Genomic DNA, 26,899 nt, shown 5'->3' on the forward strand with positions numbered 1-26,899 from the left:
AGCGAAATGACGAATAAGGCATTTAATGCTACCCGGTCTGAGAAGCTGTTTGACCTATTTAACTATATCCTCATGGCTCTGATCGTGGTGTTGACGCTGTACCCGTTTCTGAACGTACTTGCGATTTCCCTGAACAATTCAACGGACACGGTTCGTGGTGGTATTTATATATGGCCCCGCCAATTTACGCTCGAAAATTACAAAACGATTTTCCAGTACGATGGCCTTCTTCAGGGACTGCAAATATCTATTCTTCGTACTTTGGTCGGGACGGTACTCGGATTGATCTGCGCATCTATGCTTGCTTTTACATTGAGTCGGGTCGAGTTTCGTGCTCGTAAGTTTATTTCTACGTTTTTGGCGTTGACGATGTATTTTTCCGGCGGGATGGTGCCCGTGTTTATTTTAATGCGGGATTTGCATCTTCTGGGCTCGTTTTGGGTGTACATTTTTCCAGGCTTAATCAGTGCATTTAACGTGTTTGTCATTCGTTCCTTTATGGATGGTTTGCCGTATGCGTTGCAGGAGTCTGCCAAACTCGATGGAGCGAATGATTTTACGATTTACTGGAGAATTATTTTGCCGCTGTGCAAACCAGTATTGGCAACGATTGCTCTTTTTCTAGCAGTAGGTCAGTGGAATGCTTGGTTTGATACGTATTTATACAACGGTGGGGCGTCGCAATGGACGACGTTACAGTATGAGCTGATGAAAATACTGCAAAGTACGCAGCAAGGCGGCTCCAGTATGACGAATAGCAATGACATGGCTAAACAAATGGCTCAAATTTCACCAGAGTCGATCAAAATGGCAATCACGATTACGGTTACGCTCCCCATCCTGATGGTGTATCCGTTCTTGCAAAAGTATTTTGTAGGCGGTATGACGCTGGGGGCAGTGAAATCATAAAAGCCAGGATTCTGGCAGTAAATAGTAGTTATTTGCAGGAGAAGTCATCATAAGAATATAGGAGGATTTATACATGAAAAAACACTGGTCCAGATTTGCACTGATTCCCTTGCTCGCGGTGTCACTTACCGCACTCGCAGGTTGTGGGGGAAGCGATAAAGCAGCGAAGGAGAGCACATCCAGCGGTACAGACCCGATTACGTTTAGCTTCTTCGGAGCAGATACAAGCCCACAATGGAACGGAATGAAGGATGAAATAGGCAAGGAAATCACCAAGAAAACAGGTGTAACCTTGAATGCGGAATTTGATGTCAGCGGTGGAGGTGGAGATGACCGAATTGCTTTGATGGCAGCAAGTGGAGAATACCCGGACTTGGTTTCTCCTAAAGCGAATATTAATAAGCTTGTGGATGCGGGGGCCATGATTGATCTGACAGATCTGATCAACGATCACGCACCTAATCTCAAAAAGCTATATGGACCCTATATGGATCGTTTGAAATACAGTAATAAGGATCAATCCATCTATGTCCTTCCTACGTATGCAGGTGTGGGACAGGAAAGTTTTGACGCAACAGGGGGATTTGAAATTCAGCATAAGGTGCTCAAGGAGTTAGGTTATCCAAAGGTAAGAACGCTACAGGATTATGAAAACGTACTCAAAACCTATACTGCCAAGCATCCGACGATCAATGGCAAAAAAACAATCCCACTCACGCTGGATGCAGATGACTGGAGAATTATGATTACCGTAACGAATCCTGCCTTCCAGACGACTGGAGCGCCGGATGATGGTGAATATTTTATTGATCCCAAAACATTTGAAGCCAAACTTCATTACAAACGTCCAGAAGAAAAGGAATATTTTCGTTGGTTGAACCACATGTACAATGAAGGGCTGCTCGATAAAGATTCGTTTGTGCAAAAAAGTGATCAATACAAATCCAAAATTGCCAGCGGCCGTGTCCTCGGTCTGATTGACCAGGAGTGGGGGTATCAGGATGCTGAAAATGCATTAAAAGCGTCAGGTAAGGCTGATGCCAGCTACGCGCATTTTCCAGTTACACTTTCGGAGGAATACAAGGATCGTTCCTTTCAGGATATGGGCTTCGTGTCCGGTTATGGTGTAGGTATTACGGAAAATTGCAAGGACCCGGTGCGGGCTATAAAATTCCTTGATTATTTAGCTTCCGATGAAGGACAGGTGCTAGTGAACTGGGGGATCGAGGGCAAGCATTATGAGATCAAAGATGGCAAACGCATCATTCCGGCTGATGTGCTGGAGCAAAAAACGAACAATGCAACCAACTTCAGCAAATCCACGGGTATAGATTTGTACACGCTCATCAGCGGACACTATGGTGACGGCGTGAAGGACCCTACGGGTAACTACTATACTGCCAAATTCCCGGAGCAAATTATCGCGGCTTATTCGAAGCCGGAGAAAGAATCCCTTAAAGCATATGGCGTAAAAACGTGGAAAGATCTGTTCCCAGACAAGAAAGAATTTGATGTAAAGCCTTGGGGCGCAGCCTATAACCTGACAACAGACAATGAATCCAACTATAACGTTACATTCAAAAAAACGACCGACATTATCCGCAAACGTATACCCGAAGCTATTTTAGCACCAGCTTCCAATTTTGATACGGTATACGACAACATGATTAAAGAACTGGATGCCGCCGGAGCTGTCCAAATGGAACAGCAATACACGCAACTGGTGAAGGACAGAGTGGAGTTATGGAGCGGTAAGGCTTCTAAATAGCTGACTGCTTTTAACGAAATTTTGAATGCCGGAATGACAGAGCGCTTGTCCTTAAGGTCCATACGGGATTAGCGCTCTGTTTGATCTTGATGGGGGAGGGTTTGATGTGACGAAAGGCGAAAGGCCACAGTCCCTGCGTTTATGGTATCGCCAGCCTGCTGAGGTATGGGAGGAAGCATTGCCAGTCGGCAATGGAAGGCTGGGAGCTATGGTATTTGGCGGAATCAGAGAGGAGCATTTGCAATTAAACGAGGATACGCTCTGGTCCGGGTTTCCCAGAGATGGCGTTCAGTATGATGTATTGCGATATTTGCAGCCTGCCAGAAAGTTGATTGCAGATGGAAAATACAAGGAAGCGGAACAACTGATTAATACGAATATGCTAGGTCGCGATACGGAAGCCTATCAGCCTTTGGGAGATTTGTGGATTACGCAGGAGGGCCTAGGGGAAATTGCACATTATGAACGGAAACTGGATTTGCTGACCGGAACCGCAGCGGTCACTTTTCAGAGTGATGGAGTCCGCTATACCCGTGAAGTTATCGCCAGTGCGCCAGATGGAATCATCATGGTGTCACTGACTGCGAATAAGCTTGGGAAGATCCAAGCATCCGTGCGCATCACTTCCCCCCATCCTTGTGAAGACGAGGTTGGAGAGGATGTACATTTTGGTGATTCATCCAAATGGGATAGCGATAAAGAGGATGATCCATCCGAGGAGCCATCCGGGGACTTTATGACATTGACTGGACGAGCGCCCAGTCATGTGGAATCTAATTATCACGGTGATCATCCACAGTCTGTCGTTTATGAAAATGATTTGGGGATGGCTTTTGCAGTTCAGGCGAGGGTTATTCCCGAGGGAGGAACCTTGACGAAGGACACTGATGGTGCGCTGATCATCTCAGGCGCGGATAAAATCACGGTGTATTTGGCAGCAGCTACTGGATTTAGGGGATTTCACGCTATGCCGAATAGTGATGCAACGGAGTCAGCAGAAGCATGTCAAGTCATTTTAGACGGAGCAATTTCGCTGGGAACTGAGCAGGTGCGGCAACGCCATGAACAGGATCATCGAAAGCTGTTTGACCGCGTTGCATTAGAACTGGGAGGTGATACTCTAACCGACGAATTCGTTCTACCGACCGATCTGCGATTAGAACGTTATCAGAAAGGTCAGGCCGACCCGGGGCTGGAAGTGCTGTTATTTCAGTATGGCCGCTATTTGCTCATGGGTAGCTCGCGTCCGGGGAGTCAGCCTGCCAATCTTCAGGGCATCTGGAATGACCGGGTGCAGCCGCCGTGGAACAGTAATTATACAACCAATATTAATACTCAGATGAACTATTGGCCCGCAGAAGTATGCAATCTTGCCGAGTGCCATGAACCCTTGCTGCACATGATTGGAGAAGTGGCTCGTACGGGACGGAGGGTAGCCTCCATCCATTATGGTGCTCAAGGATGGGCGGCTCATCACAATGTAGATGTGTGGAGATACGCCGGACCTTCAGGGGGCCATGCCAGCTGGGCATTTTGGCCGCTTGGAGGTGTATGGCTAACTGCTCACCTATGGGAGCGCTATCTGTTTACCTTGGATATAGCCTATTTGGCAGAACAAGCTTATCCGCTCATGAAGGGGGCGGCAGCCTTTTGCATGGACTGGCTCGTAGAAGGCCCGGAGGGTCAGCTTGTGACGTCCCCATCCACATCACCTGAAAATAAATTCAAAACGACGGATGGCGAGGATTGCAGCATATCTATGGGCTCTACCATGGATATGACGCTGATTCGAGAGCTGTTGGGTAACTGCATTCAAGCTGCGGATCTGCTGGAACTAGATGATGAGTTCCGCAACCGCTGCGAGGAGACACGAGACAGATTAATGTCCTATCAAATTGGTCGCCACGGTCAGCTACAGGAATGGTTTGTCGATTTTGAGGAAGCGGAGCCTGGGCATCGACATGTTTCGCATCTATATGGGTTATATCCTGGTCGACAAATTCACATCCGTGATACCCCGGAGCTAGCTGAGGCGGCTCGCATATCGTTGCGTCGACGGCTTGATCACGGTGGTGGGCATACCGGATGGAGCTGTGCCTGGTTGATTAATCTGTACGCTCGACTGGAAGATGGCGACGCCGCACATCGGTATGTTCGCACGTTGCTGTCGCGATCGACCTATCCTAATTTATTTGACGCTCACCCGCCTTTTCAGATCGACGGTAATTTTGGTGCGACGGCGGGGATCGCAGAAATGCTGCTACAAAGCCGTCCGGGAGAGCTGACGTTACTGCCTGCCCTGCCAACGGCATGGCCGGAGGGACGGGTCAGTGGATTGAAGGGACATGGCGGGATGACGGTCGGCATGGAATGGTCCGGTTCCCGGCTTGTCCGTGCAGAACTGGCCACATCCATCTCAGCAGGAAGCTGCACGATTCGCAGTGCACATCCATTTAGCGCAGATGCTCGTCAGGCTCTGCCTGATCCTGAGCACGGAGGATTTATTTTGTCATGGATTTTTACCAAAGAACAGGAAATAACGAACGGGCATACGATTATAATTGAAGGAGAGGAATAGACAATATGACCATTTTTCAATTTCCGCAGGACTTTATGTGGGGCACCGCGACGGCAGCCTATCAAATCGAAGGAGCTTATGAGGAGGATGGGAGAGGCTTGTCGATCTGGGATACCTTTGCCCATACGCCTGGCAAAGTATTCAACGGTGATAACGGCAATGTAGCTTGTGACAGCTATCATCGCTACGAGGAAGATATCCGCCTAATGAAGGAGCTGGGCATTCGTACATACCGTTTTTCCGTGTCCTGGCCGCGTATATTTCCCAATGGTGACGGTGAAGTCAATCAAGAAGGATTGGACTATTATCATCGCGTAGTCGATTTGTTGAACGAAAACGGGATTGAACCGTTTTGTACACTGTACCATTGGGATCTGCCTCAAGCGCTTCAGGATGCTGGAGGATGGGAGAATCGTCACACGATTCAAGCATTTGTCCAGTATGCAGAAACGATGTTCCGCGAGTTCCACGGTAAAATACACCATTGGCTAACATTCAATGAACCGTGGTGTATCGCCTTTTTATCCAATATGCTGGGTGTTCATGCCCCAGGTCTGACAAATCTTCAGACAGCCATTGATGTAGGACATCATCTGCTAGTTGCACATGGTCTTTCTGTGCGCCGCTACCGTGAGCTGGGCACCAGTGGCCAGATCGGTATCGCTCCCAATGTCTCATGGGCTGTCCCTTACAGTACATCTGAGGAAGATAAAGCTGCTTGTGCGCGCACCATTTCCCTGCACAGTGACTGGTTTCTTCAACCTATTTATCAAGGCTCGTATCCTCAGTTTTTGGTAGACTGGTTCGCGGAGCAGGGAGCTACCGTGCCTATTCAGGATGGTGATATGGATATTATTGGCGAGCCTATTGATATGATCGGTATTAATTACTATAGTATGTCGGTTAATCGCTTTAATCCTGAAGCCGGGTTTCTTCAATCTGAAGAAATCAATATGGGGCTACCTGTAACAGATATCGGCTGGCCAGTGGAGTCGCGTGGGCTGTACGAGGTACTGCATTATTTGCAAAAATACGGTAACCTCGATATTTATATCACAGAGAATGGGGCTTGTATCAACGATGATGTCGTGAATGGCAAGGTTCAGGATGACCGTCGCATTTCGTATATGCAGCAGCATTTGGTGCAGGTACACCGGGCGATTCATGACGGCCTTCATGTCAAAGGATATATGGCATGGTCACTTATGGACAATTTTGAGTGGGCAGAGGGATATAATATGAGATTTGGCATGATTCATGTCGATTTTCGCACACAGGTCCGCACCCCGAAGGAAAGTTACTATTGGTATCGAAATATAGTAAGTAATAACTGGTTGGAGACCAGACGTTAAACGAAGAGCAATTTTTTTAAAAAATATAGCAAAGACGGATCTGTCTTCATTCCCTTTTGTTTGAATACTGGGTCTTCCGGGGTAATAATAGTCAGGATATGCAGAGGGTTGTTTCAGGTATGTAGAGACCAAAGGGAATAAAGAAGCAAGATGTGTGCATACTGACAAAAATACCGAACGAGGGCGTTAAAATTATTTTGGACCGAAGGGAGTGGAGGGGATGGCTGCAAATTTTAGAAAATCAGGATCAACTGACGGGCAGATGAGCCGTACGGTATCTGTTATCGCTTTGATCGCTTGTATTGCAGGTATTATCCTTATTTTGCTTGATATAGGAAATTTGACTGATCGAAATATATATTTAATGACAGGCATTGGCTGCGTTGTTGCCGGGATTTTTATTTTTCTCGTTGGGAAATCATTTGTCATTGCACGCAAGAAGGAAGACCAGGAAAACGGTCGCAGTTAATAAAATTAAAAATGATTTAAAGCAAATATATACTGAAAACAACAACGTGGGGCTTCGAGCAGTGTAGGATGATAACTGTAGGGAGTCCCGCTTTTTTCTTTAATATAACTTCTTTAAGATACACAAATAACGTTTTTAATATGTCATCTTTGAATTATAATATATTTTGAATTTGCAAGAGAAATTTTATTTTTAGAGATATTTTTCACAAAAATCGGACAAATAATCGACAATTCTGTTAACAATAAAAAAAGTGGCCGCTTTTCTGCTATCTTATATAGGGGCAACATTACAGGAGTTCGTTAAGTTTTGAGTAATTTATTATTTAAGGAGAGGGGAACAACATGAACAAAAAACCAAAAGCGATTATTGCGTTGGTTTTGACCGTGCTCACGGTAGCATTGCTCATTTGGACGTGTTTTTATGCTGGCGGAAAATACGTTGTTTTCGATCCGAAAGGACCCATTGGGCAAGCACAAAAAGAGCTGATCATTCTTACAACGGCATTGTCTGCGCTAATAATTGTACCGGTCATGATTTTGACTTTCTTCATCATTTGGCGGTATCGTGATACACCGACAAACAAGGTGAAGTACCAACCCCACTGGGATGACAGCAAAAAGCTGGAGACCACATGGTGGGCTATTCCAATTATCGTTATCTGTATTATTGCGGTTATTACTGCAAGATATACCTACTTGCTGGAGCCTTCCAAGCCGTTGGCAAGTACGCAAAAGCCAGTAACCATTCAAGTGACTTCACTGGACTGGAAATGGCTCTTTATGTACCCAGAGGAAGGTATAGCTACAGTTAACCAAGTTCACATTCCTAAAGGTGTTCCAGTCCGTTTTGAACTGACTGCTGACGCACCGATGAACTCGTTCTGGATTCCGCAATTGGGCGGACAAATCTACACCATGTCAGGCATGGCTATGAAACTGCATTTGCAGGCCGATCACGAAGGAACTTACTTTGGTTCGGGTGCAAACTTTAGCGGTGAGCATTTTGGACAAATGCGTTTTGATGTAGAGGTCCAGTCGGATGAAGAGTATAAAAACTGGGTCGCTGACATCAAGAAGCAGTCTAAGCCGCTGACGAAAGACGGCTATTTGGCGCTTGCAAAACCAGGTTTGTCCCAGCCTGATGAGTATTCTTCGATTCCAGATGGCTTGTTCAAAGAGATTGTCAACAAGTATGTAGTGGAAGGGGCTCCTAACCCCCATGCTGGACATGGCGGAGCTACATCCACAGAAGATTCAACCAAGTCCGGCACAGAAGATCATGCTGGAATGGACATGAGTCATATGAATATGAGCGGACACAATTAAATGATTATAAGGAAGGAGGCCCCCAATGCTTGACAAAATAAAAGAGTTTGCATCCACTTTCTTCGTTACTGGAGACCCAATGATCTATGGAGCGGACGTCTCCATCGCATTAGCGACGATCGGGATCGTGTTTGTGCTCACTTATTTCAAAAAATGGGGCTGGCTTTGGAAAAACTGGTTGACTACTGTTGACCATAAAAAAGTCGGTATTATGTATATTCTTGCGGCCATCTTGATGTTATTCCGCGGAGGCGTGGATGCATTATTGATGCGTGTTCAACTGGCTACACCGGATGTGACACTTCTGCATCCTGAGCATTACAATCAGATTTTCACAACTCACGGCACGATCATGATCCTGTTTATGGCGATGCCGTTGATGTTTGGTTTGTTTAATATCGCCGTACCCCTTCAAATTGGTGCGCGCGACGTTGCGTTTCCTTTCCTGAACGCATTGAGCTTTTGGCTTTTCTTTATGGGAGCGATGTTGTTCAACTTGTCCTTTGTTATCGGCGGTTCGCCAGATGCAGGGTGGTTGAGTTATCCACCGCTTTCAGAACTGCAATTTAGTCCTGGCGTCGGTCAGAACTTCTATATCTGGGGTATTCAGATTTCTGGTATAGGTTCATTGGCTACGGGGATCAACTTTATTGTGACCATTATTAAAATGCGTGCACCTGGTATGACTTGGATGAAAATGCCTGTCTTTACGTGGTCCGTATTTTCGTCATGTGTTATTATCATTTTCGCATTCCCGATTCTGACGGTTACTTTGGCATTGCTGTTCCTTGACCGCTTTGGAGGAGGACACTTCTTTACGCTTGATTTCGGCGGTAACCCGATGATGTATATCAACTTGATCTGGATGTGGGGTCACCCTGAGGTATACATTGTAGTTTTGCCTGCCTTCGGTATTTATTCCGAGGTCATCAGTGTATTCTCCAAAAAGAAATTGTTTGGCTACAAATCCATGGTTTACGCTATGTTCATGATTGCGATCCTGTCCTTCTTCACCTGGGCGCATCACTTCTTCACGATGGGATCAGGCGCAGATGTTAATGCATTCTTTGCGATTTCGACGATGGTTATCGCTATACCGACAGGGGTTAAAGTATTTAACTGGCTGTTCACGATGTATCGGGGTAAGATTACATTCAAGACCCCTATGATGTGGTCAATTGCTTTTATTCCGAACTTCTTGATTGCTGGTTTGACGGGCGTCATGTTGTCTGTAGCGCCTGCTGACTTCCAGTTCCATAACAGTTACTTCTTGATCGCTCACTTTCACTCCGCTCTGATTGGTGGTGTAGTGTTTGGTTACTTGGCAGGTCTGTACTATTGGTGGCCTAAAATGTTCGGTTTCACATTGCCTGAAACGCCTGGTAAATGGGCTTTCTGGTTCTGGAACATCGGTTTCTATGTATGTTTTATTCCACAATATTCTCTCGGTCTGATGGGTATGACGCGTCGTCTGAGCACTTATGGCTGGGATACCGGCTGGCAGCCGCTTAACCTCGTTTCGACCGTTGGGGCATTCCTGATGGGGATTGGGTTCTTGTTCCAGGTTCTTCAAATTCTTCTGGGCATCAAGAATTACCGCAAGCTGAAGGATACAACAGGCGACCCTTGGGGTGGCCATACGTTGGAATGGTCGATACCTTCACCTGCACCGGAATACAATTTTGCTACCATTCCACAAGTAGAAGAACGTGATGACTGGTGGGCAGAAAAAGATAAACGTGCAAAAGGTATTTTCAGAAAGCAACCGCCAATTGAAGCGATTCATATGCCGAAAAACTCGGCGATTCCATTCATTATGTCGGTATTCTTTTTCATTGCAGGTTTCGGGTTCGTATTCGGATGGTCGTTCTTCTATATTCCAGGGCTGATCGGTGTGGCAATTTGTATGATTTGCCGTTCGTTCTTCTCCTACGATGGCGACTACTATATCCCTGCGGATGAAGTAAAACGCACGGAAGCGGCAATAAGGGGGTCTGTATAATGGCACAAGCTGCAGCACATCACAGCCATGATCATGACCACGGGCATCACGATCCGCAAGAGCTGAAGATGCTTGGTTTTTGGATCTTCCTCGTAACGGACGTAATCCTGTTCAGTACCTTGTTCGCAACCTTCGTTGTCCTTCGGAATAACACGGCCGGAGGACCAGGTGGCGCAGAGCTGTTTAACATGACGGGCGTTATTATTGAAACGTTCCTCTTGCTCACGAGCAGCTTCACAAGTGGTCTGGCTGTGTTGGCTATGAACAAAGGAAGCATGAAGGGATTAATCAGCTGGTTAATCGTAACAGCGATCCTGGGTCTTGGTTTTATCGGTTTTGAAGTTTACGAGTTTGTTGAAATGGTACACGAAGGAGCCAATTTTGGAACCAGTGCGTTCTTGTCGGCATTCTTCACTCTAGTCGGAACGCACGGACTTCACGTTTCGTTAGGTCTGGTTTGGATGATTGGACTCATGTTCCAGTTGAAAAAACGCGGGCTTACACCAGAGACGAAGGGGAAAGTTTCGGCATTGAGCTTGTACTGGCACTTTTTGGACGCTGTCTGGATCTTCTTGCTGACAGTCGTCTATTTGATGGGGGTGATGTAGATGGCACAGCATCAATCAGGAGCGGGTTCGCATGGTCATGATGATTCTCACGGTTCAGTGAAATCCTATGTTATCGGGTTTATTCTGTCCATCGTACTGACCATCATTCCTCTCTTCGTGGTGATGAATCATATGTTGAGCCGCACTTCGACCATGGTTGTTATTTTAGCCGCGGCAGTGCTGCAATTTCTGGTTCAGCTTTTCTTCTTCATGCACATCCGTGAAAGCAATGGACCACGTTGGAATGTTATGACCTTGATTCTTGGTGTAGTGATCCTGTTGACCGTCGTTGGTGGTTCAGTATGGATTATGGAATACAACATGGTAGCACACTAAAAATCACACAAGTACAAACTAATTAGGAAAGAAGGAGCGGACTTAGAACCGCTTCTTCTTTTTTTGTGTTGCTTATTAAAATTAAAACTGTGGCTTCTTGAACTCAAGTTTACATATGTGTAAAATGGAATTGTATAACAGTAGAGTGAAAACGATAATACTAGTGGAGAGCGGAGGGAAAAGTAATGAACACAGAATTACTGTTTAAACCTTTTAAGGCAGGTAATTTAACTCTTCCCAATCGGATTGTTATGGCGCCAATGACACGAAATTTTTCTCCTCAAGGTATCCCAGGGCCTGACGTGGTGATGTATTATCGTCGGCGTGCAGAAAATGCGGTTGGTTTGATTATTACGGAGGGAACTGCTATTAATCATCCCGCAGCTGTAGAGCACACCAGCATTCCTAATTTTTATGGTGAGGGATTAAAGGGGTGGGCCAAGGTAGTCGAGGAGGTTCATGCGGTAGGTAGCAAGATTATACCGCAGCTCTGGCATGTGGGTACAGCTCGCCAAATAGGTGCGGATAACCAACCGAATCCCGAGGCATTGCCTGTCGGTCCGTCCGGTATTTCTCCTGCCGGTGAAAAGGTAGTTGAGCCGTTGACCGAGACCGAGATTGCTGATATTATCGCAGCCTATGCTCAGGCCGCTGCCGATGCCCAGCGAGTGGGTTTTGACGGTATTGAGCTCCATGGAGCACATGGCTATTTAATTGATCAGTTTTTCTGGGACAAAACGAATAAGCGTACCGATCAATATGGAGGCAATCTGGTCCAGCGTACTCGGTTTGCGGTGGAGGTCATTGAGGCTTGTCGGCGTGCAGTAGGACCGGATTTCCCAATTATACTGCGATTCTCCCAGTGGAAGATGTACCACTATGAAGAAAAGCTGGCACAGACACCTCAGGAACTTGAACAGTTTCTCGCTCCATTAGTGAAGGCAGGAGTGGATGTATTCCATTGCTCAAGCCGCCGTTTTTGGGAACCGGAATTTGAAGGGTCCGATCTAAACCTGGCAGCTTGGACGAAAAAGGTAACAGGTAAGCCAGTTATTACTGTAGGCTCCATTGGCTTGGAGAAGGCGTTTTTGAGTGATTTTGAAAAAAATAATAATCGTCAAACCGAACAATCCAGTAGTGTAGAGGCAAGATTAGAACAACTCGTGGGACAAGTAGAACGAGAGGAAGCTGATCTGGTTGCGGTTGGGCGTGCTTTGCTGGTTGATCCAGCGTTTGCGATGAAGTTACGTGATCAACAAATAGAAGAAATTATTCCTTACAGTGATGAAGTATTAAAGACGCTGAATTAAGCTTTATGTACTGTAAAGCTATAGCGTTAGGCAAGCATTTGAGACTTGGAAGTCTTCTGTTACAGGGCAAGCTGTAATATAAGCTATTCGTAAACTCTACGAATTTGCTATAATAGGAGCATCAAGTCGAAATACACGGGGTGAAAAGGATGAATTCTGAAACGGAAGCTTTGGATTGCGAGCCGGCTTGTCACGGTTCAGATCAGGAAATCGAGCGCATAAAATCTTCCCTTGTTGAGGATTCCATCGCATACAAAATGTCGGAGTTGTTTAAAGCACTGGGTGACCCGACACGAATCAAGCTGATTTATGCCCTGGCACAAAAAGAACTGTGTGTTCATGATCTGACCCAGGTGCTCAATATGGGACAATCTGCGGTATCCCACCAGCTTCGTTATTTGCGCAACCTGCGTATTGTCAAACGACGCAAGGAAGGCAAAACGGTGTTTTATTCATTGGATGATAATCATGTGGAGCAGATCTTTTTACAAACCCATCAACACATATCACATCAATAATCTTTGGGATAAAACAACAGAGGGCGCCAAGCGATTGGCGCTCTTTTGGTGTTTGTTCATTGCATTCGTTTTTTTTTGGCAAAAAGGGCTAGATGTCATTGACTTTTGACCCTGATCCTGAATATAATGACCTTAATAAATAATATATGAACAGTTGCTCATATATAGTTAATTGGAGGCCAATGATTATGGATGCTCTAAAAAGAACGGAACGGCATGAATGGATTTTGGAAGGTTTGGATTGCGCCAACTGTGCGCTCAAGATTGAAAATGGAGTCAGTAAAATAGAAGGGGTCATGGATTGCTCGGTCAATTTTGTTACGAAAACGTTGACGATGACCACAAGTTCGGATCAAAAAGAAGAGGTTTTTCGCCAGACGGAACGGAAGGTTCATAGACTTGAGCCACATGTTCGGATGGTGGTAAAAAGTGCCCGTGGCCACCTACATGAAGACAGTCGAAGCCATGCTGGTGCAGTACAATCAGATAGCGTAGAGGATTGTGCATGCGGTCATGAGCATAATGATGAAGGTGAAGGACATACACACGAGCATCACAACCACCATGCAGAGCACAAACATGGTGAATCCACCCATGCTCATTCACATTCGCATGGAGATGATAGCCACGCTGGGCATACGCATGATCACGGTACGGACGGTATGCGCCGCATGATTGCGCGTTTGGCTATTGGTGCGGTCGTTGCGGCTGTTGCCTGGTGGTTACCTGTCGAAGGTGTAGGCAAGCTGGCCCTATTTTTACTGGCATATATCATCGTTGGCGGTGATGTTGTCTTGCAGGCTGCACGCAGTCTGGTGCGTGGAATGGCCTTTGACGAGTACTTCCTGATGACGCTGGCTACTGTTGGTGCATTTGCGATTGGGGAATACCCGGAAGGCGTAGCTGTCATGTTCTTTTATCAAATCGGAGAACTGTTTCAAGGTGTTGCAGTTAACCGTTCACGTAAATCCATCAGTGATCTGATGGATATTAGACCGGACTATGCGAACCTGAAGACGGCTGAGTCCGTACGGAGAGTGTCTCCAGAAGACGTTCGCATTGGGGATTTGATTGTGATTAAGCCAGGCGAGAAGATCCCGCTGGACGGTAAAGTTGTAGATGGTAAATCGCATGTGGATACCTCTGCGTTGACTGGTGAATCGGTGCCTCGTACTGTGGAGCCGGGAAGTAGCGTGTTGAGTGGATTTATCAATACGAACGGGCTTCTAACGGTAGAGGTTAGCAAAGAGTTTAGTGAATCCGCGGTCTCTAAAATTTTGGAATTAGTGCAAAATGCGAGTGCCAAAAAAGCGCCGACTGAAAAGTTTATCACGAAATTTTCCAGATACTATACTCCCGTAGTGGTTATTGTAGCGCTGTTGTTGGCGGTTGTTCCACCGCTTGTTGTGCCAGGTGCACAATTTGCAGATTGGGTGTACCGTGCGCTTGTTTTCCTCGTTATTTCTTGTCCATGTGCGCTGGTAGTATCTATTCCATTGGGCTTCTTTGGGGGAATCGGGGCAGCCTCCCGTTCAGGTATTCTGATCAAGGGCGGGAATTATCTTGAAGCTCTGAATCATGTAAAATACGCTGTTTTTGATAAAACAGGCACACTCACCAAAGGTGTTTTCCGTGTAACAGGGATTTATCCTGCCGGGGATTTTACAAACGAAACCCTGCTCGAAACCGCCGCTTTGGCGGAGCTGCATTCGACACATCCTATTGCTGCATCTTTGCGTGAATCCTACGGTAAAGAACTCAGAGCAGAACGGGTTCAGCAGTATAGTGAAATATCCGGTCACGGGATTCAGGCACAAATAGATGGTCGTCTGGTATCGGCCGGGAACGCCAAGCTGATGAAGCGGGAACATGTTGCTTTTAACGTGGCGCAGCAAGCAGGGACGCTGGATGAAGGAACGGTCGTACATGTGGCGGTAGACGGAACGTATGCCGGGTGCATTCTGATTTCAGATGAGGTTAAGGAAGACGCAGCCCAAACGGTTACTTCACTGAAAAAGTTGGGTGTGGTGAAAACCATCATGCTGACGGGTGACAATCGGACAGTTGCCGAGGCTGTAGGACGACAGCTGGGTTTGGATGAAGTAAGGGCAGAGCTGTTACCTCAGCACAAAGCCGAAGCCATCGAGCAGTTGTCTGCAAGTAAAAAAACGAGCGACAAAATTTTGTTCGTGGGCGATGGAATCAATGATACACCCGTACTGGCGCTGGCCGATGTCGGTGTAGCGATGGGTGGCTTGGGTTCGGACGCTGCGATTGAGGCGGCAGATATCGTAATCATGAACGACGAGCCTTCAAGGCTGGTTACGGCCATCCATATCGCCAAGCGCACACGTCGTATCGTATGGCAAAACATCATTTTTGCACTAGGTGTCAAAGCTGTGTTTCTTACGCTGGGAGCATTCGGTATTGCTACGATGTGGGAGGCTGTATTTTCCGATGTAGGTGTAACATTGCTAGCCGTATTGAATGTGATGCGTGTATTGAAGGTTCGTTCTTACGAGTAAAAAATAAACACCCCCGGGTTAACATCGGATGTAGGCATCCTGTGAAAACCGGGGGTGTTTATTTTATAGGTTCCTTTTTCGAGTGGTCTTGTACCAGCAGTATAGAGATTACTTGTGGGTTGTAGGGGAGCTGTGCCCAGATGTATAAATGCGTGGCGTGCCTAATACGTTAAGGTAGGGGCTTTACAAGTAAGGCCCATGTAAGATTCGGTTGCTCCATTATGAGTAAGCGTTTTCCTTATTTGGAGGGGTACTCAAATTCGTGTGTGCCAACTTGCTGACGGAAGAAAGGATGGATTAATAGCATGGAGGCTAAACTGATGCATGTATTCGCAGAGCTGTTGGGCGGCAAAAACAGCCGGGATCTCAAAGATCCAGAGTCGGTTATGGAGACTGCTGCACAGAGGTTGGCTATGGAGACGCTAAGGGCAGGCAGCCATGAAGTATCTGCTACGCAGGGGGAAGATCCGTTGGGCTGGCTGGTTGGTTTAGCTGAGCAGGGCGTAATCAGCCGAGCGGAGGCTTTGATGGCTGCGAATCCCGAATTACTTGGGGAAACGATGCTGAATAGCGGCAACGATATTGGGCAAGCAATGGGTACACTCCTAAAATGGAGCGATGAATACAGACGTACCTTCATACGGATTTATGCCGATGCTCCTACAAGTATGAGTCGTATAAGTACAGAGATAGCATCAGAAATAGGCAGTTTCGACGGTTATAGTCTTCTGCATGGCCCCTTGTCACAGGCCTCTGGCCGCGTTGGGGAATTATGCTATGCCTATCTGGACGTAGCTGAGTCTGGACAGACGATTCATGCCCCTGACGGGGAGCCCGACCCCATCCTTATTCCCGGCTCTCGTGCATCTGACACGTACAAAACCTTTAACCAGGCATCTGGCCTGCCTGGATTGTGTGAGCATTTGTCCCGCCGGATTATCAGCTTGCTGGAAACAGAGTATGAAGGCTTATTCGAGTCTCTGAACGGATCGCCACTCACTGTTGCCCTAATGGAGCAGAACAATGCAGTGGGTATTGGCAGCTTGCAAGATATGCAGCTGGAGGCATTACTGCGTGCGGCGTTGCGGAGCGTGCGGCAGGGGGGAGAACCCAAGCTGGAGATTATGGTACGCAATCCGGCTGACGTGGACGAATTCCGGGCAACCCGAGACTGGATTGACGGCGTTGCGGAGCAGACCTTATGCGGACGTCTTCGGTGCATTCCATATCGGGTAGGCGTGCTTTTGACAGTTGCCCCGTCTTTGGTGCCTAACATAAGCCCAACATGGAACAAGGAAGCCGCACGGTCGGAGGAGTCAGCCAACCCCAATAACATATCCAAAGTGGGTGCACGACATATCAAGCAGGTGGCTCAAGCTGCAGATCTGACACGTTTTGCCGATACGGTCATTTTAGAAGTCATACCAACTCCATCCGATGATATTAGGACTGAGGATCAGTTGATTCCACCCGGTGTCGATGGTCATGAGAATACTAGTGATACGATAAAATGCATAATGGAAGCTGTTCGACGTGTAAAGCCCGAGCTTCCTTTATGGGTAGCAATAGATGAAATTAACCAGTCTCTGGATGGGATTTCGATCTGGGAGAATGAGCTGACGGGGGTCATTTGCCCGGACACAGCAGTTCCCGCCGCACGCCTTGCAGCTGCGCGTTTGGGACTGCAACAGCCCGCAGATCGTCAGCGCACTTCTGGGGCTGCACACAACCATGCGTGGAAGTTTCCTTTAGCCTGAAGATAACCTGAATTCATGTAATAGAGGATTTTGCAAAAATCCAATAAGCGATTTTCAAAGAACAAAATATAGATCGAAATGGCCTAGTTCGTCTATATATTACACTTTGGAGCGACTGGAATCGATTTTTGCAAATCCTGAATCGGATGCTCTAAATATGGAGGATACCTGCAGTGTTTGCGCGGGTATCTTTTTTTATTTAGACCATTGCTGGTTTACAAGTGGAAAAGAAAAGGTATATAATAAAACAAAAGTTTCTCTAAACCAAAATAATTGTATAGACGCAAAAATGATTATCATTCTCATTTGCTAAACATGCTGCTTCGGGCTTCCCGAAGCAGCATGTGCTATTTTAGGGCACTTAACAATGGATATCATTCTCAATGAGATGCTAGTACAAGGAACAAAATATGGAAAGGAACGTGACATGATGCAAGCTGTTCAACGATTACAAGATACATTGTCTCCCTCTAACCGAACCCTTTCAAAAAACAGTGGCAGCGGACGACCCGGTCCGAATCGTAAGCCGCAATTTCAGCTTAAAAGTATGCTGAAAAACAAGGAGATGCAAGCTGCTCTAGGTAGTGGATTGCTGATGTTGATGGCATGGGGAGTCTCACATTGGTGGCAATGGCTATCGGTCATTCTGTATGTGGTGTCCTATGCCCTTGGGGGCTGGTCCAAAGCCAGGGAAGGAGTCGAAACACTGATCCGAGAACATGATCTGGATGTTAACCTGCTCATGATTGCTGCCTCCCTAGGAGCTGCGGCCATTGGCTATTGGAATGAAGGAGCCATGCTGATCTTTATTTTTGCACTCAGCGGTGCGCTGGAGAGCTATACCACCGAGCGTAGTAGTAAGGATATTTCTGAGCTTATGGCGTTGAAGCCGGAAACGGCTTTGCGCTTGTCTCGCGAGGGGACCGAAACGGTCGGCATTGAGCAGCTGTTGCCAGGCGACCTGCTGCTGGTGAAGCCGGGCGAACTGATTCCGGCGGACGGCCGAATCTCTAAGGGCGTTTCGGCAGTGAATCAGGCATCGATTACCGGTGAATCTATTCCGGTAAATAAGGTGGAAGGTGACGAGGTATATGCGGGCACCATTAATGGAGAAGGGGTGCTATATGTGGAGGTTAGTCAGTCCTCAGAGAACACTTTATTTTCGAAAATCATTCGTATGGTGGAAGAGGCTCAGACCGAAGTTCCTGATTCCCAGCGTTTTATTAAAACGTTCGAATCGGTGTACGCTCGAATTGTTGTTGCTGTCACGCTGATCGTCATTGCCGGTGCACCCATAGCATTAGGCTGGACGTGGGCAGCAGCGTTTTACAAGGCTATGGTGTTCCTCGTCGTGGCCTCCCCCTGTGCGCTCGTATCATCCATTATGCCAGTAATGCTATCGGCCATTTCCAACCGTGCCCGACGGGGCATCCTGTTCAAAGGTGGTGCACATGTGGAGAATATGGCATTGACTTCTGTTGTTGCTTTTGACAAAACAGGCACGTTAACGATGGGGTCACCTGTCGTCACGGATTGGATTACCGCCGCAGAATACGATGCCGATGAGTTATTGCATATGGTCGCCACAATTGAAAGCTATTCTTTGCATCCACTGGCGCGAGCGATTGTAGCCAAAGCCGAAGCTGATTTGGGACAGAGAGATCTTCTTCCAACCGAAGAAGTGCAGGCACTCACCGGATGGGGAATGGAAGGCATCATAGGTGGGGTGAAGTGGAAAATTGGGCGTACAAATGTACTGGATGAACCTGGTTCTCTGGCAGAGCCAAAGTGGATGGAGAGTCGGGCCCGGCTGGAAGCTGAGGGCAAAACCGTATCCATCATCCTCGCGAATGATCGGATTGCCGGAATGCTGGCACTACGCGACGAGCTGCGTCCGCAGGCCCAAGAGTCCGTGAAACGACTGCAAGCGCAGGGTATCCGGGTTGTCATGCTAACCGGGGACCGTCCAGAAACGGCCGCTGTGATCGCGGCGCAGGCCGGAGTTGACGCCGTGTATGCTGGCTTAATGCCGGAGGACAAAGTCAGCCATATTCGCATGCTGCGGGAGCAGTACGGGCATGTCGTCATGGTCGGCGACGGTGTGAACGACGCTCCTGCGTTGACAGCGGCAACCGTAGGACTAGGCATGGGGATGCATGGCAGCGGAGCCGCACTGGAGGTCGCAGACGTTGTGCTGATGAACGATGGAATCGAGGAGATTGCTCCGACGGTAGCACTGGCCCGCAAGGCGCAGCGGGTGGTTAAACAAAATATGATCTTTGCGGTAAGTGTCATTTTGCTGCTTGTGATCAGCAACTTTGTGCAAGATATAGCCCTGCCATTTGGGGTTATTGGGCATGAAGGTAGCACATTACTGGTTATTTTGAATGGCCTGCGCTTATTACGGTCATAGGGCTAATAATCAGAAGTTTATAAACAGGAAGGAGCATTCAAACCTCTTAAAATCCAAGGGGTGAATGCTCCTTCTTTTGCAGCCTCGCAACGCTGTACGTCTATCTTCGGCGTGGCGTAGACCGTCGTAAGAACAAGGAAAACAATAGCCCTGCCAGCGCAATCCCTGTAGCAATGATAAAGGCATCATTAATGCCATGGATCGTCGATTCCGTAACAGCATTTCGGTACACCTGTTGTAGCGCCAACGATGAACCACTTTCTGTTGAAATACCCGCCGTTTGCGCGAGGGTTTGTCCCAACTGTGCTACCCCTTCGGTTAAAGGAACATTGGCGGTGGTAGCGACATTCGCATAATCCGCTACATGAATCGTGGTCCGGCTGCTCATTACAGTAATGAGCCAAGCGGTACCGATAGACCCGGCAATTTGCCGTACTGTATTGGACATGGCTGTACCATGGCTACCGAGATGGGGAGGCAACTGGTTTAGCCCTTCCGTCTGGACGGACATCATCAGCAGTGACATTCCGAAGCTGCGAATCGTATAGATGATCATAATATGTCCGTAGGTGGTGGCGTCGGTTAGCAGACTGAACTCCCATGTCGTGACTGCCGTAATGATCAGCCCAATGATCGCCAACGGCCTTGCGCCTATACGGTCAAATACTGCCCCTGATATGGGTGACATCACACCCATCAGCAGTGCACCCGGCAACAGCAGCAGACCGGATTGCAACGGTGTAAAGCCGCGTATATTTTGCAAATAGATTGGCAGCAGCAGCATACCGCCAAACATCGTCATGTTGACGGTAGCCCCGACTAAGGTTGATACAGTAAAAATATCATATTTAAACACACGGAACTCCAGCATCGGCTGTAGCATGTTCAGCTCGCGCACGATAAACAATACAATAAACACAATCCCGGCAGCGAGTGTGAGTATTACTGTATTGCTACCCCAGCCTTTGTCCCCAGCTGAACTAAAGCCATACAGCAGGAAGCCAAACCCAAGGGTGGAAAAGACGGTTCCCAGCAGGTCAAAGTTCGGTTTCGTTAGCTTGGATACATTTTTGAGCCAGCGTATGGCAAACAGAATATCAATGACCGCCAGCGGAATAACAAGTAAAAATAGCAGCCGCCAGCTGTAATGCTCCACAATATAGCCGGATAAAGTTGGTCCAATCGCCGGGGCAAACATCATGGCGATTCCCATAGTACCCATGGCAGCGCCCCGTTTTTCTGGAGGAAACACAGTCAGGAACACGTTCATCACCACAGGCATGATGATGCCTGCTCCGCTGGCCTGGATAACACGTCCAACCAGCATAGGCGCAAAGCCGGTACTGGCAGCACAGACGACAGACCCGGCAGTAAATAACCCCATCGCGGAGATGAACAGCGCACGTGTTCCGAAGGACTCAATCAGAAAAGCAGTGATAGGAATCAAAATCCCGTTGGTTAGCATATATCCGGTGGAAAGCCATTGAACGGTTGTGGCAGACACATTGAAATCATTCATTAAGTGTGGAATGGCCACGTTAAGCAGCGTTTGATTCAAAATCGAAATGAAGGCGCCTAGCAGCAGCACGGACAGAATACGTCCGACGGACATTTTTTGATCCATGACAGCCCCCTACTTGTGAACTCTGATAGTCGCACTCATTCCCGGGATAATACCCAGCCCCTTGTAACCTTGAATGGAAATATTGACAGGCACGACCTGCGTCACCTTGGTATAGTTGGCAGTGGTGTTGGAAGTGGGCAGTAGTGAAAAAGTCGATGCGGTCGCCAGGCCGATCTTTTCGAGTTTACCGCTCAGGGACGTATCCGGGTAAGCATCAATATATACATCTACGGTTTGTCCTACTTGAAGATCCTGTACAGCCGTTTCGTCTATATTGGCGGTAATCCATAAATTGTTTAGATCAAAAGCCTTCGCTAAAGGCGTGCCTGCCCCAACAATTGAGTTGTTGACCGCAGATTGCTGCACGATGGTACCATCGGTTGGAATCGTAACGCTAATTCGGCTTCCGCCTCCTTCTACATTACCCAGTGTGCTTCCAGCGGTGTAGGTTTTACCAACTTCAGCATTCCAGCCTGTGAGCTTGCCAGCGCCTGGAGAGGCAACGGTAACCGCTTGTCCACTCACTTGGGCATTATCGGTTTTTATGTAGTTGGCGGATTGATTGTAGTAATAGGCGGCGGCTCCACCTCCTGCCAGAATAATGATAATAACTAGCAAGTTGACTAATATGGCGCGTGAATTCATGTGTTAACATGCCTCCCTAGTTCTTGGATTTTCAAAGTATGCGTCAAACGATTCATAATATTCAGATGGATTTTGGGCAAGGTTAAGAGCGCATGCGAAAAGGATGATTTTGCTGACAAAGGATGATGCGCATAATGACGACGACCAGAATCATGATTGTATATGACAGTGAAAATGGGCATACCGAACGTCTCGCACGCTCAATTGCAGAAGGAGCACACCTTGAGCACACGGAAGTGTTGTTAAAGCATGTAAATGAGGCCGATGTGAATGAGCTAGTGAGTGTGGATGCGATCCTATGGGGTTGTCCGGGGCATTTTGGTACGATCAGCAGCGGTCTGAAAAGCTGGATTGATAAGCTGGGGTATCTGTGGGCGCAGGGCAAGCTGGTGGACAAAATCGGCGCTGTGTTTTGCACAACCGCTACCGTTCATGGTGGATTGGAATCCACACTTCTGAATTTGATTACTCCAATGCTTCATCAAGGCATGATTATTGTAGGACTGCCCGCCAATATTACGGAAAATGCATTATACGGCTCCTATTACGGCGTAGGGATAACATGTCCGGTGGAGACTGACCCCAATGGACCACCTAATCTTCCAACGGGTGATGATCTTGCACTAGGCCGCTCTTTGGGCAAACGGGTCGCTGAAATAGCGGGACGGTACCGTAGCGCTGAAAGAGAATAGGAGGCTACCGATGACCATTGCTTTTATCGTAGTAGCTGCGGTTGCCTTTATTTTTTTGCTGGTATTTAATACGAAGATGACGCGCAAGTCCTCTTCCAAGACTCGCTCTACCGAAGAGGACTCACGGCAAAGAAGCAAACGTCCTTATCCTGTACAGGTGGAACCCGAGGCGCGTGAATGGATAGATCCTGCGCAAGAGACGCCTCCTAAGGATATCGATGTCGAAGAGCATCATGCGGAGGAACAACACAAGGTGCCTGATATCCAGACGGATAAGAAGGTGGAAAAAGATCGCGAGAATATTAAAGATGCTTACGGAGATCAGGATTATCGTGCGGCTTTACGTGGTTTTGCCAAAAAGGACGAAGAAAAGGAAAGACATTCCCCAATATCCAATGGAGAGAAGGAGACTCACAAAAGTGAGGACGAGCAGTATCGTGAAGCATTGCGCTCCATGAACCAAAAAAAATGAGGTATCTCCATGTGAACACGCCAAAAAGGCTGCTTATCTGTCTGGATTACAGGCAGAAGGCGGCCTTTTTGTGTTGCTCGGCTATAGCCATTCGGTTAGCCCAATCATCGTAATTAAGCCGAGAATAAAAGAGAATGTGGCGATCCGCTGGTTGCCATCCCCGTGACTCTCGGGAATCAGTTCCTTGTAGACGATAAACATCATGGCTCCGGCGGCAAAAGCAAGGCCGTAAGGTACCAGTCCGTTCACCCAGCTACTCAAATAAAAGCCGATCAGACTCGTAATGATTTCCACAGCTCCGGTGAGGGTAGCAATGCCCAAGGCCTTGAAACGGCCGATGTTTTGATTCACAAGGAACAACGCTACGATAAAGCCTTCCGGGGCATTTTGCAGGCCGATAGAGAAGGCGATCAGATTGCCGAGATTGTGAGTCTCACTCGCATAGCTGACCCCAACAGAGAGTCCTTCCGGTAAATTGTGCAATGTAATAGCTGCGATGATGAGAAAAGATTTGGATTCCAGTTGAAAGGTCTTGGAATCTGGGTCCTCCAAATCCGCATGGGGAATGTACATCTCCATCACCAGTAATACGAGGCAGCCGAGCAGAATTCCCGCAGTCAGCACGAACCAATTGGAATGCTGGATCGCTTCGGGAATGAGGTTATACACGGAGGCAGAGGTCATAATTCCTGCGGCATAAGCCAACAGAACATCGCGAAGCCGATGCGTGATATTACGCATAAACAGTATGGGCACGGCGCCGAGTCCAGTGGACAGGGCAGAAATAAAGCTACCTACAAAAACGTCATTCATAATCGGGATAATCCCTCCATACCTGATTTATCTTTAAGCTTCGCTTCATGAAAACTTCATTTGACTGTTTACAGCTATTTCCGCATAATGAAATTAGGATTTAGAATCAGTCTAAGTCATAAAAAGCTACAAAACAAGTGATTCGTTTTTGTAATATCCGGGTGTCCACATTTTGGGATAAGCTTCTGGCGGAATTACTTTTAGAGTATATGCAGTTGCCCAGCGCCCGGTTCCGAAAACTCGTTATATAATACTTATGATATTTTAGGAGGAACCAAGATATGTACAAGTCCATTATTATAGGTACCGGCCCTGCCGGTTTGACCGCTGCAATTTATCTGGCACGCGCTAACATGAGCCCACTGGTGATCGAAGGACCACAGCCAGGCGGACAATTAACTACGACTACGGAAGTTGAAAATTTCCCAGGTTTTCCGGAAGGAATCATGGGACCCGATTTGATGGATAATATGCGTAAGCAAGCGGAGCGTTTTGGCGCTGAATTCCGCACAGGCTGGGTAAACAAAGTAGACACAACTGCTCGTCCATTTACTTTGGATGTAGAGGGTTTGGGTGAACTGGTTACCGATACGCTGATTATTTCCACAGGAGCGACTGCCAAGTACCTGGGTATTCCCGGTGAACAGGATAATATCGGACGTGGCGTAAGCACTTGCGCAACATGCGACGGCTTCTTTTTCCGTGGCAAAGAAATTGTTGTCATCGGCGGCGGAGACTCTGCACTGGAAGAAGCCAATTTCCTGACTCGTTTTGCCTCTAAAGTAACGTTGGTGCATCGTCGTGAAGAAATGCGCGCCTCCAAAATTATGCAGGATCGTGCTCGTGCGAACAACAAAATTGAATGGGCGCTTAATCGTACTCCTGTAGAAGTGATTGCGGACGAGAACGGAGTCACTGGCTTGAAAGTACTGAATAATGCAACAGGTGAAGAGGAAATCATTACAGTTAGCGGCGTATTCGTGGCGATTGGTCATCATCCGAATACGGGCTTCCTCGAAGGACAAATTACAACGGATGCGAACGGTTATATCGTCGTAAATCCGGGTACTTCCGAAACAAACGTGCCTGGCGTATTCGCTTGTGGCGACGTACAGGATACACGCTACAGACAAGCAATTACCGCAGCAGGTAGTGGCTGCATGGCTGCTATGGACAGCGAGAAATACATCGAAAGCCTGGAGCACAGCGCACTGGCCCTGTAATGATCCACGCAAGTTTGAATAAATATGATGTAACAAAATAAATGATGAGGTGATATTCATGGAAAAAGCAATCGTATACACATCTACAAACTGCCCGCATTGCCGTCAAGTAAAAAGCTACTTGAGTGAAAAAGGCGTGGAGTACGAAGAACGCAACATTGAAACCAATGAAGCTTTTGCTCAAGAGGTTTGGGATATGGGCATTCGTGCCGTTCCATTGACTTTGATCGGGGAAGAACGTATTTCCGGTATGAACAAAACCAAGTTTGAAAAAGTGTTGAACGCTTAATCCAACCTAACAGCAGACGACGGTCCTATGATCGTTATATGGTTAAGAAAAGGCTCCTATCGCAGCTACATACTGCAATGGGGGCCTTTTTACTTATAAGGACACGCGTACACGCCCGAGAAAAGGAGCGGTTGCTGCATAGGCGGCGCCTAGCATCGTCGAACGGCTGCCAAGCGTGGAGAAACGAATCTGTAGTTGCCGACGGTGATAGGGCAAGGCACGTTCGTCAATCACTTCACGCATACTTTGCTCCAACCAAGGTCTGGCTTCCGCCAGTGGACCGCCAATGATAAGCATCCCGGGGTTAAGGCTGTTCACAATGCTGGTAATACCCACACCCAAATATCGTCCAATATCTTCAAGGACGCTTAATGTACTCGCTTCACCTTGCTGAGCAAACGGCAGTAGTTCCGCTGTATTATGTGCAGGCAGTTTCAATGTGGATGATGCATACGCCTTCTCTGAAGCATACAGCTCCCAGCAGCCGCGACTACCACAGGAGCAGAGCCGTCCGTTCCAATCAATGGTCATATGACCCGTCTCTCCGGCGTACCCCCAAGCTCCTTGATACGGTTTGCCGTCAATGATAATCCCGGCCCCGATTCCAGACCCTGCACTGATGTAGACCAGATCCCGCACCAGCTGTCGGTGATCGCCGTCCATACCATAGTACAACTCGCCCTGCGCGCCGACGTTGGCTTCGTTATCTACTACGACGGGCAGACCTAGCTCAGCCTCAAGCTGCTGCCGCAGCGGAACCCCTTCCCAGCCCAGATTGGGTGCGAACAGCACGGTTCCGGTCTCATCCACCATACCCGGTACCCCCAGTCCAATGCCGACAATACCATGAGGGGAGGGAGGAGTGACCTGCATAAGCTCCTGAACGAGCTTTCGAATCTGTTCCATAACAAAGGCGGGATCATGCTGGGTTAGAGAAAAGGTAAGCTCCGTTTCAATGGTACCTGCCAGATCGGTCAGAGCGCCCTTGATGTACTGTACGCTGACCTCAATACCGAGTACAAAGCCTGCACGGCTATTGAACAGCAGCATTAAAGGCTTACGCCCACCGCTGGATTCTCCTAATCCTGTCTCATACACCAATCCATCGGTAATGAGCTCTGCCACCAGATTGGAAACGGTTGCCTTGTTTAATCCAGTTTGACTGGATAACTGTGCCCGGGATAGCGGAGCATGAAGGCGAATACGCTCCAGCACAATGGATTTATTCAGCTTTTTGACAAGCGCCTGATCGCCAGTGACATTCATGG

Annotated in this window: 22 protein-coding genes; 18 read left to right on the forward strand and 4 right to left on the reverse strand. The window is 47.7% G+C overall.

The window, feature by feature from the left end:
* Nucleotides 1-6: 6 nt before the first annotated feature.
* The 14 genes from JOD82_RS21250 (at nt 7) to JOD82_RS21315 (ending at nt 19,873) form a co-directional block, all read left to right on the forward strand.
* On the forward strand, nt 7-909 hold the full coding sequence (locus JOD82_RS21250; protein WP_029519239.1) for a carbohydrate ABC transporter permease: 903 nt from the start codon (nt 7-9) through the stop codon (nt 907-909).
* Nucleotides 910-982: 73 nt separating this feature from the next.
* Nucleotides 983-2,677 carry an ABC transporter substrate-binding protein gene (locus JOD82_RS21255; RefSeq protein ID WP_039273751.1) on the forward strand — a complete coding sequence of 565 codons (1,695 nt, stop codon included), beginning with the start codon at nt 983-985 and terminating at the stop codon, nt 2,675-2,677.
* Nucleotides 2,678-2,783: 106 nt separating this feature from the next.
* On the forward strand, nt 2,784-5,255 hold the full coding sequence (locus tag JOD82_RS21260) for a glycoside hydrolase family 95 protein (RefSeq protein WP_209949900.1): 2,472 nt from the start codon (nt 2,784-2,786) through the stop codon (nt 5,253-5,255).
* A gap of 5 nt (nt 5,256-5,260) precedes the next feature.
* Complete coding sequence (locus JOD82_RS21265) at nt 5,261-6,607, forward strand: GH1 family beta-glucosidase (protein WP_209949901.1); 1,347 nt, start codon at nt 5,261-5,263, stop codon at nt 6,605-6,607.
* Between the two features lie 220 nt (nt 6,608-6,827).
* Nucleotides 6,828-7,076, forward strand: a complete 249-nt coding sequence (locus JOD82_RS21270) for a hypothetical protein (protein WP_029519233.1) — start codon at nt 6,828-6,830, stop codon at nt 7,074-7,076.
* A 344-nt stretch (nt 7,077-7,420) separates the two neighbouring features.
* The gene (gene cyoA / locus JOD82_RS21275; RefSeq protein ID WP_029519232.1) at nt 7,421-8,404 is read left to right on the forward strand and encodes a ubiquinol oxidase subunit II; all 984 of its coding nucleotides are present in this window, start codon (nt 7,421-7,423) and stop codon (nt 8,402-8,404) included.
* A gap of 25 nt (nt 8,405-8,429) precedes the next feature.
* Complete coding sequence (locus JOD82_RS21280; protein ID WP_025723659.1) at nt 8,430-10,406, forward strand: cbb3-type cytochrome c oxidase subunit I; 1,977 nt, start codon at nt 8,430-8,432, stop codon at nt 10,404-10,406.
* Nucleotides 10,406-11,014, forward strand: coding sequence for a cytochrome o ubiquinol oxidase subunit III (gene cyoC / locus JOD82_RS21285; RefSeq protein ID WP_013373104.1), 609 nt, complete (start codon nt 10,406-10,408; stop codon nt 11,012-11,014). The genes JOD82_RS21280 and cyoC overlap by 1 nt, the downstream gene beginning before the upstream one ends.
* Nucleotides 11,015-11,350 (forward strand): cytochrome o ubiquinol oxidase subunit IV, encoded by a 336-nt coding sequence (cyoD, locus tag JOD82_RS21290; protein ID WP_029519230.1) that lies wholly within the window; start codon nt 11,015-11,017, stop codon nt 11,348-11,350.
* Nucleotides 11,351-11,535: 185 nt separating this feature from the next.
* A complete protein-coding gene (locus tag JOD82_RS21295) occupies nt 11,536-12,660 on the forward strand; it encodes an NADH:flavin oxidoreductase (protein WP_209949902.1) in 1,125 nt (374 codons plus the stop codon).
* 149 nt (nt 12,661-12,809) lie between these two features.
* Entirely contained in the window at nt 12,810-13,178 is a 369-nt protein-coding gene (locus JOD82_RS21300; RefSeq protein ID WP_007432172.1) for an ArsR/SmtB family transcription factor, read from the forward strand.
* 188 nt (nt 13,179-13,366) lie between these two features.
* Complete coding sequence (locus JOD82_RS21305; RefSeq protein WP_209949903.1) at nt 13,367-15,703, forward strand: heavy metal translocating P-type ATPase; 2,337 nt, start codon at nt 13,367-13,369, stop codon at nt 15,701-15,703.
* A gap of 305 nt (nt 15,704-16,008) precedes the next feature.
* Nucleotides 16,009-17,460, forward strand: coding sequence for an aldolase/citrate lyase/malate synthase family protein (locus JOD82_RS21310; RefSeq protein WP_209949904.1), 1,452 nt, complete (start codon nt 16,009-16,011; stop codon nt 17,458-17,460).
* 430 nt (nt 17,461-17,890) lie between these two features.
* Nucleotides 17,891-19,873 carry a heavy metal translocating P-type ATPase gene (locus JOD82_RS21315; protein ID WP_049817084.1) on the forward strand — a complete coding sequence of 661 codons (1,983 nt, stop codon included), beginning with the start codon at nt 17,891-17,893 and terminating at the stop codon, nt 19,871-19,873.
* Between the two features lie 100 nt (nt 19,874-19,973).
* On the opposite strand, the gene JOD82_RS21320 is transcribed toward JOD82_RS21315, so the two are convergent.
* On the reverse strand, nt 19,974-21,497 hold the full coding sequence (locus JOD82_RS21320) for a DHA2 family efflux MFS transporter permease subunit (RefSeq protein WP_029519221.1): 1,524 nt from the start codon (nt 21,495-21,497) through the stop codon (nt 19,974-19,976).
* A gap of 9 nt (nt 21,498-21,506) precedes the next feature.
* Nucleotides 21,507-22,142 carry an HlyD family secretion protein gene (locus JOD82_RS21325; protein WP_025724158.1) on the reverse strand — a complete coding sequence of 212 codons (636 nt, stop codon included), beginning with the start codon at nt 22,140-22,142 and terminating at the stop codon, nt 21,507-21,509.
* A 134-nt stretch (nt 22,143-22,276) separates the two neighbouring features.
* On the opposite strand from JOD82_RS21325, the gene JOD82_RS21330 reads away from it, so the two are divergent.
* The gene (locus tag JOD82_RS21330) at nt 22,277-22,834 is read left to right on the forward strand and encodes an NAD(P)H-dependent oxidoreductase (RefSeq protein ID WP_165149444.1); all 558 of its coding nucleotides are present in this window, start codon (nt 22,277-22,279) and stop codon (nt 22,832-22,834) included.
* A 10-nt stretch (nt 22,835-22,844) separates the two neighbouring features.
* The gene (locus tag JOD82_RS21335; RefSeq protein ID WP_209949905.1) at nt 22,845-23,306 is read left to right on the forward strand and encodes a hypothetical protein; all 462 of its coding nucleotides are present in this window, start codon (nt 22,845-22,847) and stop codon (nt 23,304-23,306) included.
* Between the two features lie 81 nt (nt 23,307-23,387).
* Here JOD82_RS21335 and JOD82_RS21340 read toward each other — a convergent pair whose 3' ends face one another.
* On the reverse strand, nt 23,388-24,119 hold the full coding sequence (locus tag JOD82_RS21340) for a ZIP family metal transporter (protein ID WP_013311970.1): 732 nt from the start codon (nt 24,117-24,119) through the stop codon (nt 23,388-23,390).
* Nucleotides 24,120-24,400: 281 nt separating this feature from the next.
* On the opposite strand from JOD82_RS21340, the gene trxB reads away from it, so the two are divergent.
* Entirely contained in the window at nt 24,401-25,342 is a 942-nt protein-coding gene (trxB, locus tag JOD82_RS21345) for a thioredoxin-disulfide reductase (RefSeq protein ID WP_023990316.1), read from the forward strand.
* A 58-nt stretch (nt 25,343-25,400) separates the two neighbouring features.
* Nucleotides 25,401-25,631, forward strand: coding sequence for a glutaredoxin family protein (locus JOD82_RS21350; RefSeq protein ID WP_007432162.1), 231 nt, complete (start codon nt 25,401-25,403; stop codon nt 25,629-25,631).
* Between the two features lie 93 nt (nt 25,632-25,724).
* Here the strand turns inward: JOD82_RS21350 and JOD82_RS21355 are convergent, their stop codons facing one another.
* Nucleotides 25,725-26,897, reverse strand: coding sequence for an ROK family transcriptional regulator (locus tag JOD82_RS21355; RefSeq protein ID WP_165149440.1), 1,173 nt, complete (start codon nt 26,895-26,897; stop codon nt 25,725-25,727).
* Between the last annotated feature and the right edge of the window lie 2 nt (nt 26,898-26,899).

Origin of the sequence: Paenibacillus sp. 1182, from assembly GCF_017833915.1 — a bacterium.
GTDB lineage: Bacteria > Bacillota > Bacilli > Paenibacillales > Paenibacillaceae > Paenibacillus > Paenibacillus polymyxa_D.